Genomic DNA, 12,784 nt, shown 5'->3' with positions numbered 1-12,784 from the left:
TTTGACCCCACCGAAGCCGGTCCGGCAACCGGAGTACGAGTACCAGTCGCTGCGCATGCCGCGCGGGACCACGCGCAACGCGGCACGCCAACTGCTCACCGAGCACGCCGAGTACGGGCACTGGGAGCTCGACCGGCTGAGGCTGTTCCCCGACGGGAGCCGGACGGTCCGGCTGAAGCGGCGGATCATCCGGCAGGTCCGGAGCTGGTGACGGACGGCGTCCGGTCCGCCCCGGGGGGGATGCGCGCCGGGCTTTCACGCAGCCGCGGCCGCCCGTGGTTCTACGGGCGGCCGCGGGTGCGTCGTTTCGTCGGCGGGTGCTTCGCTCCACCAGCGGGTTGCCGCTGAGCGGTCGGGGTGCTCAGCGGGCGGAGGGGCTCAGTCCGCCGAGTGACTCAGCGGGCGCCGACGCGGGCGCGGCGGTAGAGCACGCCGCCGCCGACCAGCAGCGCGAGCCCGGCGGCGCCGAGTGCCTCGACTCCGCCGGCGCCGGTGTGGGCCAGCTGATCGCCGGTGGCGACGCTCTGCGCGGCGGGGGTGGCCGGGGCGCTGGTGCGGGCGGCGGCCGGGACGGCCGGGGTGCTCGGGGTGGCGCTGGTGGACAGGCCGCCGTTGCGCGGCCCGCCCGGGCCGGTGTCGCCGCCGGACGCCGGCGGGGTGGAGGGGGTGTGGCCCTCGGGGATGTCGTCGGTCGGCTTCGGGGCGGGGTGGGTCACGTTGCCGCACTCGTTGCCGAAGGCCGGGTTGGCGACGCCGACCACGTCCACGGAGTTGCCGCAGGCGTTCACCGGGACGTGCACCGGGGCCTGGACGCTGTTGCCGGAGACCACCCCGGGCGAGCCGACGGCGGCACCGCTGGCGGAGGCACCCGAGGCGGAGGAGCCGCGGCTCGCCCCGGCGCCGGAGCTGTCGCTTCCGCCGGAGTGACCGGTCTGACCGGGCTGACCGGGCTTCGGGGCGGCGTGCCGGCCGCCGCTGACATTGGCGCAGCGGTTGCCGAACGCCGGGTTCAACGCGCCGACCACGTCGACGGTGTTTCCGCAGGCGTTGATCGGCACTTCGACGGGCACCTGGACCGAGTTCCCGGAGGCGACGCCCGGCGATCCCGCCGCACTCCCCTGCGCCTCGGCGGCCGCGTAGGCGTAGCCGGCGGTGGAGGCCAGCACGCTGCCGGTGGCCACGGCAGTGAGGATCCCCTTCTTGGTGACGTTCCTCATGATTTCCCCTGACGTTTCGAGACGGCTTGTGCGACCTTGACGTGAACCTTATGAAAATCGGAATTTCTGTATATGCGGCAATCACGCAAGGTCTTAGACTGCACAGGAGTTAACGAGAGGCGAACGGCGGAGTTGGGCCGAACGAAGCGGCTTCACCCGATCGAGCGATCGGGGCCTCGGGGCCTTGCCGCGCCGCGCGGCGGGACCGCACGAAGGCCCCCGGTTGACGGCGCGCGCACGAAGGCCCCCGTGCGGCGCGTCCGCCGCCCGGGGGCCGTGCTGAATCGGGCTCAACGGGCCCCGAGGGCCCGGAGGTTGACTCAGACGTTGGCGCAGTGGTTGCCGAACGCCGGGTTGATCAGACCGATCACGCTGACGGTGTTGCCGCAAACGTTGACCGGCACGTGAACCGGGATCTGGACCTGGTTGCCCGAAACGACGCCCGGGGAGCCCGCGGCCACACCCTCGGCACCGGCACCGCCGTGAGCGGACGCGACACCGGCGGCGGCGAGCACCAGGCCACCCGTGGCGGCGGCGACAGCGGCGATCTTCTTGACCTTCATCATTCCTCCTGTATGGACAACGCAACCCGTTCGGCGGGCTGCACAGGAATGAACGACGCTGCGGCGAACGGGGTACGGAACAGATTTCCCATTCACCCGCAACGGTGACGCTTCGCACAGATAAGCGGCGCAAAATTGCGGGCAGAATCGTTTCTGTTGATCTCTTTCCACCCGTCCCACAATCATGCGCTCGGACAATGCGCTCGGCCCGCTCCCGGCCGTCCGGGAGCGGGCCGACCCAGTCGCCTGATCAGCAGGCGCGACGGAATCGCGGGGCGCTCAGCAGGCGTCGATGAAACGGTCCAGCACCCGGACGCCGAACTTCAGCCCGTCCACCGGCACCCGCTCGTCCACGCCGTGGAACATCCCGGCGAAGTCCAGCTCCGGCGGCAGCTGCAGCGGCGCGAAGCCGAAGCAGCGGATGCCGAGGTCCTGGAAGGACTTGGCGTCCGTCCCGCCCGACAGGCAGTACGGCACCGCGCGGGCGATCGGGTCCTCCGCCCGCAGCGCGGTCTGCATCGCCTCGACCAGCGAGCCGTCGAAGCCGGTCTCGATCGCCCGGTCCGAGTGCAGGCTCTCCCGCTTCACGCGCGGGCCGAGCACGCTGTCCAACTCGGCCAGGAACTCCTCCTCGTAGCCGGGCAGGAAGCGCCCGTCCACGTGCGCGGTGGCCTGGCCGGGGATCACGTTCACCTTGTAGCCGGCGCCGAGCATGGTCGGCTGGGCGGTGTTGCGCAGCGTGGTGCCGATCATCTTGGCGATGCCGCCGAGGACGCGGAGCGTCTCGTCCATGTTCTCCGGGTCCAGCTCGACGCCGAGCGCGTCGGACAGCTCGTCCAGGAAGGCCCGGACGGTCTTGGTGATCCGCAGCGGGAACTTGTGCCGACCGAGCCGGGCGACCGCCTCGCACAGCTCGGTGATCGCGTTGTCGTCGTTCTCCATCGAGCCGTGCCCGGCCCGGCCCTCGACCGTCAGGCGCATCCAGTGCATGCCCTTCTCGGCCGTTTCCACCAGGTAGAGCCGCACCTGGTCGTTGACCGTGAAGGAGAAGCCGCCGACCTCGCCGATGCCCTCGGTCACGCCCTCGAACAGCTCGGGGTGCTTGTCCACCAGGAAGCGCGCGCCGTACGTGCCACCCGCCTCCTCGTCGGCGAGGAAGGCCAGCACCAGGTCGCGCGGGGGCTTGCGGCCGGTGCGCAGCCGGTCGCGGACGACCGCGAGGGTCATCGCGTCCATGTCCTTCATGTCGACCGCGCCGCGCCCCCAGACGCAGCCGTCGGCGATCTCGCCGCCGAAGGGGTCGTACGTCCAGTCCGCGGCGTTGGCCGGCACCACGTCGGTGTGGCCGTGGATCAGCAGGCCCGGGCGGGACCGGTCCTCGCCCTCGATCCGGATCACGGTCGAGGCCCGGCCCTTGGCCGACTCGAAGATCTGCGGCTCCACCCCGAACTCGGCGAGCTGTTCGGCCACATACTCGGCCGCCCTGCGCTCGCCCGGGCCGGAGCCGTCGCCGTAGTTGCTGGTGTCGATCCGGATCAGATCGCGACAGATCTCCGCGACCTCCGACTCAGCCGTCACCTTCGGCGCCGCCGACTCGCTCCGCTCGCTCACGGTCACTCCTCGTCTTGGGCCCGCACCGACGCACCAGCGCGCCACCCCCAGGCTCTGCACCCGGGCCGTACGAGCACGTCCGCCCATCCTCCCCCAGCGCCCGATCCCGATCCACCCCCCGTACCGCCCCGAAACCCGCTGGTCACGCCCCCGCCACAGGCCGGGCCCTGCTCCCGCCACCGGCCCGGCCACCCGGTCCGGAGCCGTTTTGGGAGCCCAAGCCGATCTTTGCTACAGTTACATCTGTCAGCGCGACGGACGAGAGATCGGAAGCCGCGAGGGCGACACCCGGTCCGGGTGGCGGAATGGCAGACGCGCTAGCTTGAGGTGCTAGTGCCCTTTATCGGGCGTGGGGGTTCAAGTCCCCCCTCGGACACCAGCTAAGGCCCCAGTTGATCTGGGGCCTTCTGCGTTTTCCGGGGCCCGGGGGTTCAGCTGCGGGCCAGCTCGGCGGGCTCGGTGTTCTGGTTCACCCGGAAGACGTTGGCGGGGTCGCACTTCGCCTCCAGTTCGGACAGGCGCCGGTGAGCGATTCCGGCAGCGCGCCGAATCGACGAGCAGACGCACGAGTTCGGCATCGGAGAGCCCCGCCGCGCGGTGCGGCGGGTGCGGCAGGCGGGGTGCCGGATAGGCCCCGAGCAGCAGCCGCTCGGGCAGTCGGCGGCCCTGCTCGGTTCTGCACAGGGTGAGCCGATGGGCGAGCAGCGCACCCATGCTGTGCCCGTAGAGGAGATAGGGGCGGTCGAGCGGCGGGCCGAGGTCGCGCGCCAAGGCGGCGACCAGGCTCGACAGGTCTGCCCGGCAGTGGCCGCCGGTGGCGTCCCGGCCGGGGAGCCGGACCGGGACGTCCCTCGCCCGCTCCCCCGGGGCGCGCCGCCGGCCGGTGAAGAAGGCCGTACTGCCTCCGGCCGGGTGCAGCCCCGGCAGGGCGATCGGGGCGTCGTCGGGTCCGGGCTCCGCCGTGGCCGGGTGTGCGACCGGGGACCGGCCCCGGTTGCACACCCCGGGCGCCGTCGCCTCGCGGCCCGGACGGTGGCCCGGACGGTGGCCCGGACGGTGGCCCGGACGGTGGCCCGGACGGTGGCCCGGGCGGTGGCCCGGGCGGTGGCCCGGGCGGTCAGGCCGCCGGAGCATCGGCCCGCCCCGCTCCGTGCGAGCGCGTCGAGGAGGCGACCGCGCCCGCCGCGGAGGACCAGCCCTCGGGGGCGAGGTCCGGCCTGGCGGTCTCCACCAGCCGCGCGAACTCCTGCCAGGCGGCGGCGCATTCCAGGGCCAGCTGGGAGACCCGCCCGGCGCAGTGCGGCGGGACGCTGCGCACCAGCTGGTCCCGCTGCTCGGCCGGGGGCAGGCTGCTGGTCAGCATCCGCAGCAGGTGCCGGCCGCTCTCGGTCAGCCGGAGGGCGGGGTCGCTCATCAGCCGTTCCATGGTGCGGGCAAGGTCCGGGCCCGCCTGCTGCGAGGCGGGGGCGCGGCGCCCGGCGGGGACGGGATCCTCGCCGCGCCGCAGCCGCTCCCGGACGTCCCGGACCGTCCCCGGGGAGATGCCCGCCTCGTCGGCGATCGCCCGCAGCGAGGCCCGGGGGTTGGCGGCGATCAGCTCGCTCGCGCGCAGCCGGCCGGTCGCGCTGTCCAGCGGCCGGGCGCGCCCGTCGCGGCCGATCCGGGTCGCCGAGTGCGGGATCGCCCCGTCCATCTCCCGCCGCAGCGCCCGTACGGTCTTGGTGGACAGGCCGGTGACCTCGGCGATCATGCGGTCCGCCCAGTCGGCGTGGGAGCCGAGGATCCGGCTGGCCGCCGCCGTCCGCTCGGCCCGGGAGAGCGGCAGGCCGTGCCGGGTGTTGCTCTGGACCGAGAGCACGAAGGCGTCACGCTCCAGGCCCTCGAAGAAGCGGACGGGGATGTCGGGTCTTCCCTCGGCGGCGGCCACGCGCAGCCGGTGCATGCCGTCGATCACCCACCCGCATGGTCGAACGGTGGACGATGATCGGCGGCAGGTCGCGGCCGAGTTCGGCCAGCGTCCTCAGGTGCTCCGGGTCCTCGCCGCGGGCGCGCGGCGAGTCGGCCGGCAGCAGTGCGGCGACCGGGACGGTCACCACCTCGGACAGGGCCGGGGCCCATTCCGGGGACGGCGTGCGGAGTGCCGGGTTCTCCTCGGCTCGGACGGTTGCGGTCTCTTGCTTCACGGCGAGTCCTCTGACGTGCAACACGGGAGCGTGGCCGGGCGGACGGGGCCGCTGTGCGCACCGCTCGTCCGGCCTCGGGGACCGTGCCCGTCCCGCTCCCTGGGTCTGCTGGGGCGTCTCCTCGTCGAGGCAGGCCAAAGGGGGCATGCTTCGCAGCGATCGTAGGCCACACACATACCTTTGGGACGGTATTTTAATGCGGCCGCAACATGCGGCAGCGAGACCGTTGCGTCCAGGGGGCGGCGGGCCCGGGTGATCAGCGTGCCGCGGCCCCGGCCGCCAGCGCACCGGCCGTCAGCTCACGGGCCACCGGCTGACCGGCCGTCAGCCCGTCCGCCGTCAAGGCGTCGGGCGGAAGGGGCCTGCCGACCGGCAGCAGCCGGGCCCCGGGCACCCGGTCGACCAGGTCCGGGTCGCCGACCACCACGGGGTGCCCGACCTCGGTCAGCATCGGCAGGTCGGAGACGTGGTCCCCGTAGCCGTAGCAGTCGGCCGGATCGACGTGCGGGTACGCCCGGAGCAGGGCGCGCACGGCCCGGCGCTTCTCCTCGCCGATCACCGGCTCGCCGACCAGTTCGCCGGTGAACACCCCCCGGCGCACCTCCGGCCGGCTGCACACCACGTGCGCGGCGCCGATGTCCCGGGCGACCGGCTCGACCAGCGCCGGGAAGGAGCCGGACACCAGCACCACCGGGTCGCCCGCCGCCCGGTGCCGCGTCAGGGCCTCGCGGGTGGCGGCGATGTAGAAGCCGGCGCTCCGGGAGCGCTGGGCGAACCACTCCCAGCCGGCCGCGCGGACGGACTCCTCCCGCTCCCCGGCCCAGACCCGGTAGTAGGCCCGGTTCGCCTGCTCGCGCGGCGTCCCGGCGGCCACCAGGGCGACCAGCTCGGCCCGCACCCGGGCCGCCCGCCGGACGCCCGAGGCCCCGTACCGGTCGCCGAGGTAGAAGTCCAGGAAGTCGAACATGCTCTTGCAGTCGATCAGCGTCTCGTCCAGGTCGCTGAATGCCAGACGGTCGGACTGGACCACGGAGGGCTCCTCGGGGGCCGGGGTCACCCGCGGGTGACGGGTCGGTCGGGGTCGGCGGCCAGGCTCGGCCGGGCACGCAGGGCGGGGAACAGGGTGTCACGCACCTCGCGCCACCGCTCGGCGAAGTCCGCGCGGCCGTTCAGGTTGTCGGAGATGTGCTGGGCGCCGAAGAACGCCGCGACGGCCACCCGCGCGGCGACGTCCGGATCCACGTGCTGCGCCAACTGGCCCTGCTGGTGGGCCTCGCGCATCAGCATCGAGATCAGGTTCGTCCAGTCCACGTAGGGCGGCGGCAGCTCGACGTCGACGGCGTCGCGCTCGTTCTGCAGCCTGGTGCCCGCCTGCATGATCGGGTCCTCCAGGAACGCGACGGTCGCCGCGTTGAACATCTCGATCACGGTGTCCAGCGGCGAGAGGCCCTTGCCGCGCACCGCCTCCAGCGTCACGGGCCAACGTGAGTACAACTCGTCCACCACGGCGATGGCAAGGGCCTGCTTGTTCGGGAAGTGGAAGTAGACGGCACCCTTGGTCATGGCCACCTCGTCCGCCACGTCCTTGATGCCGGTCTGCTGGTACCCGCGCTCGGCGAAGATCCGCGCGGCACAGTGCAGGATCTGCTCCCTGGTGCGTTCGGCGCGCTCCTGGCGCAGCAGCGGCCCGGTCGCGCCCGATCGCTGGATCTTGGGGGTCGGCCACAGCGACTCCACGGCAACACCCTTGTTCTGACTCACTGTTCGCCCTTTCTTTCTACATCGGGCACTTCTGGCGATATACCTTCTCCCAGGTATATTTTCAGCCCGGGATCAACGGTCACCTGACATGACCCTCGCCCGCAGATGGGGTGGCACCACCTTAGGGAACGGCACACCAACGGGGAGACGTGCTCGCATGTCCATCATCACCGCACCGCCAAAGTACCTGCCGTCGGACCAGGCAGTACCACTGTCGTCCGGCTCCAGGATCTCGTTCAGTCACCGACTTCCGGCCGCTTCGGTCCACAAGACCTCCGCGGCCGAGGTCCTGCTCACCGACGCCGTCCGCACCGGCGACGGCCGCTTCACCGTCGGCGCCGCATGGCTCCGCGACCACTTCCTCCACCACAGCGGGGACGGCCGGTCGCCGGATCCGCTGCTGCTCGCCGAGACGGTCCGCCAGACCCTGATACACCTCTCGCACCGCTTCCACGGCGTACCGCAGGGGCACCCGTTCGTCCTCGACCGGCTCGACCTGGAGCTGCCGGACGGTGCTGCACCGCTGCGGCCCGGCGCCCCGGCGCACGTCACCCTGGACGTCACCTGCACCCGAACGGTGAACACGCCGCGCCGCACCGGCCTCGCCCTGGAGGCGGCGGCGTCCGTCGACGGCGTCCCGCTCGGCCGGGCGGGCATCCGCTGGGAGGTCCTGGACCCCGCCTTCTACCAGGTGGTGCGCCACCGCGAGGCCCGCCCGAGGACGGCGGCCGGGGCACCCCGGCGCCCCGAGGCTCCGCTCGGCCCGCTGCGGCGGCTCGCTCCCGGCGAGGTCGGGTACCCGGGCGACGAGCACGTCCTGCTCGCCCGGGACTCCTCCGACGCCCCCGGCACCTTCTGGCTCGACCCGGATCCGGGCCACCCGGTGCTCTTCGACCATCCGTCCGACCACGTCGCGGGCATGGTGCTGCTGGAGGCGTTCCGGCAGGCCGGCCGCGCCCTGGGCGCTGCACTGCACCCCGCCGGGCTCTCCGCGAGCTTCACCGCCTTCGCCGAGCCGGACCTGCCGGTGGCCGTCACCGTGACGCCCGGGCCGGACGGGGCCGCGCGGACCGGCGGCCCGGGCCGGATGCGGACGGCCGAGGTCACCGCCGCCCAGCGCGGCGTCGTCCTCGCCACGGCCCGGCTCGCCTACCCGACGGACCGTCAGGAGGCCCCGTGAAGGCGCCCGTCGCGAACACCGCCGCCCCGCCCCCCGCCCTGCCCGCCGACGCGATCGGACGGGTGGTGGACGCGGCGCGGCGCGACCTGGCCGGCGTGGAGGACCGGCGCCGGCTGGGCCCGGAGGCGGTCGCGGCCGTCGTGGCCGCCGGGTTCCCCCGCCACTTCGTCCCCCGCGAACTCGGCGGCACGGCCGGCACCTTCGCCGAACTGCTCGGCGCGTCGGCCGAGATCGCCCGGACCTGCCCGTCCACCGCCTGGTGCGCCATCCTGTTCGCGGCGCACGGCCGGCTCGCCGCCTACCTCCCCGAGGAAGGGCGGAAGGAACTGTGGGGGGCCTCGCCCGACGTACTGATCGCCACCTCGATCATGCCGCCGCAGGGCGAGGCGGTCCGGGACGGCGACGGCTGGCGGATCCGCGGCCGCTGGGACACCGCCAGCGGGGTCGACCACGCGTACTGGCTGCTGCTGGCCACCCGGACCGGCCCCGCGGACCGGCCCGAGCACCGGATCTTCGCCGTCCCCCGGTCGGACTGGACCGTCCTGGACACCTGGCGGAGCCTGGGCATGCGCGGGACGGGCAGCAACGCGGTGGAGGTGGCCGGGGCGTTCGTCCCGGACCGGCTCTCCTGCACCCTCGCGGACCTGCAGCGACCGCTGGGCGTGGACGCGGCCCGCTGCCACCGGGTGCCGGTCCACCTGGCCGGGGCGCTGATGTTCGCGGCGCCGGTGCTGGGGGCGGCCGAGGGCGCGTTCGACGCATGGCGCTCGGCCGTGACGCCTCGGCTGCCCGCCCTCTCCCCCGCCCGGCGGGCGGAGGCCGAGCTGGCGCTCGGCGAGGGCTCGGCTCGGATCGCCGCGGCCAGGCTGCTGCTGGAGCGGGTCGCCGAGCGGGCCGACCGTGCCGAGGTGACCCCGCTGCTGGTGGCGGAGAACCGGCGGGACGCGGCGATGGCCGCGGCCTGGTGCGCGGAGGCGGTCGACCGGCTCTTCCGCGCGGCCGGATCGCAGGTGCAGCGGGAGGACTCCCCCATCCAGCGGTACTGGCGCGACGTCACCACCGCGGCCTCGCACGGTGTGCTGGGCCCGGCGGCGGCCGCCGCCGACTACGCCGCGGCCGTGCTCGACGGGTAGGCGCCCAGGCCGCCGAACCCCGTGCCGCCGTGCGGCCGCGCCGCCCTGGCACGCTGCGCAGCGTCCCGCGCCAGGGGCCGACCGCCCGCCCGTCGGAGCGTCGGTCGACCCCTGGTGCCCAGCTCCTCCATCGCCCCAGAAACATACCTTCACATAGGTATGTTCCTACCTCTGCGGCGCCACGCCCTCGTCGCCGCGCCCGGCCAGGCCGGCCGCCTTCGGCCAGGCCGGCCGACCAGGGAGCCGGTCTCCGGTCAGCCGGCTTCCCGGTCGGCCGCGGCGATGAGGGCGTCCAGCAGGCCGGGGAAGGCCTGCTCCAGGTCGTCGCGGCGCAGGGTGTTCATCTTGGACGTGCCGACGTAGTACTGCCGGATCAGCCCGGACTGCCGCAGCACCCGGAAGTGGTGGGTGCCGGTCGACCGGGTGACCGAGATGTCGAAGGTGCCGCAGGCGGTGTCGCCCGCGGCGCGGGCGATCTGCCGGACGATGCTGCGCCGTACCGGGTCGGCGAAGGCCTCCAGGATGCGCTGCAGGGTGATGTCCGCGGCGTCGGGGTGGTCCCCGATGCGGTCGACGGCGGCCTGTGCGGTCACGGTGCACCTCTCTGGTTCGCGGCCTCCTCATCGTACGAGCGCGATCGCACGACGGCCACTTTATGACGACCGTAATCAAATTTGACAGCCATCGTCATATGCCCTTCAGTGGGGTCCCGCACACTCGCCAACTCGACCATCGCCATGGTGAGTTGCCCGCTCCCCGGGCAGCCGCCGTCCGCAAGAGAAGGAACCAGCGATGACTACCGCCGAGACCCGCCTGGCGCAGACCGGCGCCCCCGCCTCCGCCCCACCGGACTCCTCCAGCGGCCCGAAGATCGCCGCACTGGCCACCGGATTCGTGATGGCCACTCTGGACGTCACCATCGTCAACGTCGCGGGCGCGACCCTCCAGGAGAGGCTCGGGGCCACGCTCACCCAGCTCACCTGGGTCGTGGACGGCTACATCCTGACCTTCGCCTCCCTGCTGATGCTGGCCGGCGGCCTGGCCAACTGGCTCGGCGCCAAGAGGGTCTACATGGGCGGCATGGGTCTGTTCCTGCTGGCCTCGCTCGGCTGCGCACTCGCGAACACGCCCGAACTGCTGATCGCCGCAAGGATGTTGCAGGGCGCCGGTGCCGCGCTGTTCATGCCGAGCTCGCTGTCCCTGCTGGTGTTCTCGTTCCCCGAGAAGCGCCGGCGCACCAAGATGCTCGGTCTGTGGTCCGCGATCGTCGCCACCTCCTCGGGTGTCGGTCCCACCCTCGGCGGCCTCATGGTCGGCTCGCTCGGCTGGCAGAGCGTCTTCCTGCTGAACCTGCCGATCGGCGTGATCGGCATGCTGATGACGCGGCGGTTCATCGCGGCGCCGGAGGCGCGCGGCGACCGGCCGGCCCCGTTCGGCCACCTGGTCTGGATCGTCACGCTCGCCGCGGTCAGCTTCGCGCTGATCGAGGCCCCCCAACTCGGCTGGGCCGCAACCCCGGTGGTGGTCTCCTACGCCGTGGCGCTGGTCGCCGCCGCCGTGCTGGTACGGCGTGAGCGCAGCAGCGACAAGCTCGTGATGCCGTGGACGCTCTTCCGCCACCCCGGCTTCTCGGGCGCCAACCTGGTCGGCTTCTTCTTCAACTTCGCGTTCTTCGGCACCATCTTCATGCTCGGGCTGTTCTTCCAACACGCCCAGGGCGCCAGCCCGTTCGTCGCCGGGCTGGAGCTGATCCCGATCACCGTCCTGTCGCCGGTGGCCAACGTGGTGTACTCGAAGATCTCGGAGCGCTACGCCAACGGCCCGCTGCTGACAGTCTTCCTGCTGATCGCCGGGGTGTGCTCGCTCGGCCTGACCGCGATCTCCGCGTCAACCCCGTACTGGATCATCGCCGTCGGCATCGGCGTGGCCTGCCTCGGCTCGGGCATCGTCTCCCCCGGCATGACGGCGGCCATGGTGGACTCGGCCGGCCCGGAGCACGCCAACGTCGCCGGGTCCGTCCTGAACGCCAACCGCCAGATCGGCTCGCTGGTGGGCATCGCCGTCGTCGGCGTGGTGCTGCACGCGACGCCCGACTGGAGCCGGGGCGCCTCGGTGTCGTTCGTCCTGGTCGGCGTCGCCTACCTGCTCGGCGCGGGGTGCGCCTGGCGGCTGGTCGCCCACTCGGAGCGCCGCACCGAGGCCGCGGCCGCGCCCGCCCCGGCCCGTACCTGACCTGCCCCGACCTGACCGGCCCCGCGATCCGGGAGTCCGTCACCCCGTGTTCCCGCGCCGCCCGGCCCCCGGAGGGGGGGCGGGAACGCCGAACGGCCCCTCCGACCGGACCACGCGTCCGGTGGGAGGGGCCGTTCGGCATGCTGCGACGCGGTCCGCCGGGCCGGTTCAGGGCCGGCGGGCGTCGCCAATGGCGCTCTCGATGCCCTGGACCATCCGCCACAGCGGGGCCCGGCGGCTGGCGACCAGGACCACCACGTCGTCGGCCGCGTCCTGGCCCTCCGGGGCGTCGGCGGGGCGGTCGCTCCAGGTGGAGGTGACGAAGGCCATCGCCGCGTCCACCTCGGCCACCCAGTCGCTCTCGCCGCCCGAGCGCAGCCAGGTGCGCAGGGCGTGGTTGTGGGCGGCGACCACGGCCGCGGCGATCACGTCGGCGCGAAGCGGGCCGTCCGGGCGGTCGGCGAAGCGGCCGCGCAGGTAGGCGGCGAGGGTGTGCTCGTAGCGCCAGACCACCGACAGCTCGTACGCCCGCAGGCCCGGGACCTTGCGGGTGAGGCGGTACCGCTGGACGGAGAAGGAGGGCTGCTCGGCGTACATCCGCAGGACCAGCCGGGCGGCGTCGCAGGCGTGCTTCACCGGGTCCTCCTCGCCGGTGCCGGAGTCCAGGAACTCCGTCATCTCGGCGAGGCTGCGCTCGTGGTCGGGGAAGACCACGTCCTCCTTGGCCGGGAAGTACCGGAAGAAGGAGCGCCGGCCGACGCCGGCGAGCGAGACGATGTCGTCGATCGTCGTCTGCTCGAAGCCGCGCTCCAGGAAGAGTTCGAAGGCAGCGGCCACCAGCGCCTCGCGCATCGCCGGCTTCGAGGGCCCGTCGTTCATGGGCAGGTCCTGCTCTTCCTTCTCG

Annotated in this window: 13 protein-coding genes, 1 tRNA gene and 1 pseudogene; 5 read left to right on the top strand and 10 right to left on the bottom strand. The window is 73.4% G+C overall.

What is annotated here, in order from left to right:
* The first annotated feature begins 1 nt into the window (after window position 1).
* Window positions 2-211: a DUF5703 family protein gene (locus HS99_RS22235; RefSeq protein ID WP_033350848.1), complete on the top strand. Its 210-nt coding sequence runs from the start codon at window positions 2-4 to the stop codon at window positions 209-211.
* Window positions 212-395: 184 nt separating this feature from the next.
* On the opposite strand, the gene HS99_RS22230 is transcribed toward HS99_RS22235, so the two are convergent.
* The 3 genes from HS99_RS22230 to HS99_RS22220 all read right to left on the bottom strand — a co-directional run bounded on the left by HS99_RS22230 (window position 396) and on the right by HS99_RS22220 (window position 3,391).
* Window positions 396-1,217 carry a chaplin gene (locus HS99_RS22230; protein ID WP_030556849.1) on the bottom strand — a complete coding sequence of 274 codons (822 nt, stop codon included), beginning with the start codon at window positions 1,215-1,217 and terminating at the stop codon, window positions 396-398.
* A gap of 320 nt (window positions 1,218-1,537) precedes the next feature.
* Window positions 1,538-1,780, bottom strand: a complete 243-nt coding sequence (locus HS99_RS22225; RefSeq protein ID WP_033350846.1) for a chaplin — start codon at window positions 1,778-1,780, stop codon at window positions 1,538-1,540.
* A 279-nt stretch (window positions 1,781-2,059) separates the two neighbouring features.
* Window positions 2,060-3,391, bottom strand: a complete 1,332-nt coding sequence (locus HS99_RS22220) for a M20/M25/M40 family metallo-hydrolase (protein ID WP_030286071.1) — start codon at window positions 3,389-3,391, stop codon at window positions 2,060-2,062.
* A 291-nt stretch (window positions 3,392-3,682) separates the two neighbouring features.
* Between HS99_RS22220 and HS99_RS22215 the strand changes: the two genes are divergently transcribed.
* Window positions 3,683-3,770, top strand: a tRNA-Leu gene (locus tag HS99_RS22215).
* Between the two features lie 52 nt (window positions 3,771-3,822).
* On the opposite strand, the gene HS99_RS46880 is transcribed toward HS99_RS22215, so the two are convergent.
* The 5 genes and pseudogenes from HS99_RS46880 to HS99_RS22200 form a co-directional block, all read right to left on the bottom strand.
* Window positions 3,823-3,969, bottom strand: a complete 147-nt coding sequence (locus HS99_RS46880; protein WP_232543321.1) for a BBE domain-containing protein — start codon at window positions 3,967-3,969, stop codon at window positions 3,823-3,825.
* 28 nt (window positions 3,970-3,997) lie between these two features.
* Window positions 3,998-4,525: pseudogene (locus HS99_RS48465) on the bottom strand (thioesterase II family protein); the annotation flags it as partial.
* A complete protein-coding gene (locus HS99_RS22210; RefSeq protein WP_063737907.1) occupies window positions 4,509-5,345 on the bottom strand; it encodes a winged helix-turn-helix transcriptional regulator in 837 nt (278 codons plus the stop codon). The gene HS99_RS22210 and the pseudogene HS99_RS48465, both read right to left, overlap by 17 nt.
* Before the next feature lie 485 nt (window positions 5,346-5,830).
* A complete protein-coding gene (locus HS99_RS22205) occupies window positions 5,831-6,604 on the bottom strand; it encodes an HAD family hydrolase (RefSeq protein ID WP_063737906.1) in 774 nt (257 codons plus the stop codon).
* Window positions 6,605-6,627: 23 nt separating this feature from the next.
* The gene (locus HS99_RS22200; protein ID WP_078938790.1) at window positions 6,628-7,335 is read right to left on the bottom strand and encodes a ScbR family autoregulator-binding transcription factor; all 708 of its coding nucleotides are present in this window, start codon (window positions 7,333-7,335) and stop codon (window positions 6,628-6,630) included.
* 157 nt (window positions 7,336-7,492) lie between these two features.
* Here HS99_RS22200 and HS99_RS22195 point away from each other — a divergent pair, with 157 nt between their 5' ends.
* Entirely contained in the window at window positions 7,493-8,515 is a 1,023-nt protein-coding gene (locus tag HS99_RS22195) for a ScbA/BarX family gamma-butyrolactone biosynthesis protein (RefSeq protein WP_050366878.1), read from the top strand.
* A complete protein-coding gene (locus HS99_RS22190) occupies window positions 8,512-9,648 on the top strand; it encodes an acyl-CoA dehydrogenase family protein (RefSeq protein WP_232543320.1) in 1,137 nt (378 codons plus the stop codon). Before HS99_RS22195 ends, HS99_RS22190 begins: the two co-directional genes overlap by 4 nt.
* A gap of 254 nt (window positions 9,649-9,902) precedes the next feature.
* Here HS99_RS22190 and HS99_RS22185 read toward each other — a convergent pair whose 3' ends face one another.
* Window positions 9,903-10,241, bottom strand: coding sequence for an ArsR/SmtB family transcription factor (locus HS99_RS22185; protein ID WP_030286058.1), 339 nt, complete (start codon window positions 10,239-10,241; stop codon window positions 9,903-9,905).
* A 199-nt stretch (window positions 10,242-10,440) separates the two neighbouring features.
* Here HS99_RS22185 and HS99_RS22180 point away from each other — a divergent pair, with 199 nt between their 5' ends.
* The gene (locus HS99_RS22180; protein ID WP_030556860.1) at window positions 10,441-11,880 is read left to right on the top strand and encodes an MFS transporter; all 1,440 of its coding nucleotides are present in this window, start codon (window positions 10,441-10,443) and stop codon (window positions 11,878-11,880) included.
* A 168-nt stretch (window positions 11,881-12,048) separates the two neighbouring features.
* Here the strand turns inward: HS99_RS22180 and HS99_RS22175 are convergent, their stop codons facing one another.
* Window positions 12,049-12,732: a TetR family transcriptional regulator gene (locus HS99_RS22175; RefSeq protein ID WP_094743043.1), complete on the bottom strand. Its 684-nt coding sequence runs from the start codon at window positions 12,730-12,732 to the stop codon at window positions 12,049-12,051.
* Window positions 12,733-12,784: the final 52 nt, after the last annotated feature.

Source organism: Kitasatospora aureofaciens, assembly GCF_001188955.3.
GTDB classification, from domain to species: Bacteria; Actinomycetota; Actinomycetes; order Streptomycetales; family Streptomycetaceae; genus Kitasatospora; species Kitasatospora aureofaciens.
The sequence above is the reverse complement of the archived record's forward strand: the minus strand, read 5'-3'. Positions and strand labels throughout refer to the sequence as shown.

Coding starts and splice junctions, on each gene's coding strand:
- HS99_RS22175 (WP_094743043.1), bottom strand. CDS start 12,732: ATGCGCGAGGCGCTGGTGGCCGCTGCCTTCGAACTCTTCCTGGAGCGC.
- HS99_RS22195 (WP_050366878.1), top strand. CDS start 7,493: ATGTCCATCATCACCGCACCGCCAAAGTACCTGCCGTCGGACCAGGCA.
- HS99_RS22225 (WP_033350846.1), bottom strand. CDS start 1,780: ATGAAGGTCAAGAAGATCGCCGCTGTCGCCGCCGCCACGGGTGGCCTG.
- HS99_RS46880 (WP_232543321.1), bottom strand. CDS start 3,969: ATGCCGAACTCGTGCGTCTGCTCGTCGATTCGGCGCGCTGCCGGAATC.
- HS99_RS22230 (WP_030556849.1), bottom strand. CDS start 1,217: ATGAGGAACGTCACCAAGAAGGGGATCCTCACTGCCGTGGCCACCGGC.
- HS99_RS22180 (WP_030556860.1), top strand. CDS start 10,441: ATGACTACCGCCGAGACCCGCCTGGCGCAGACCGGCGCCCCCGCCTCC.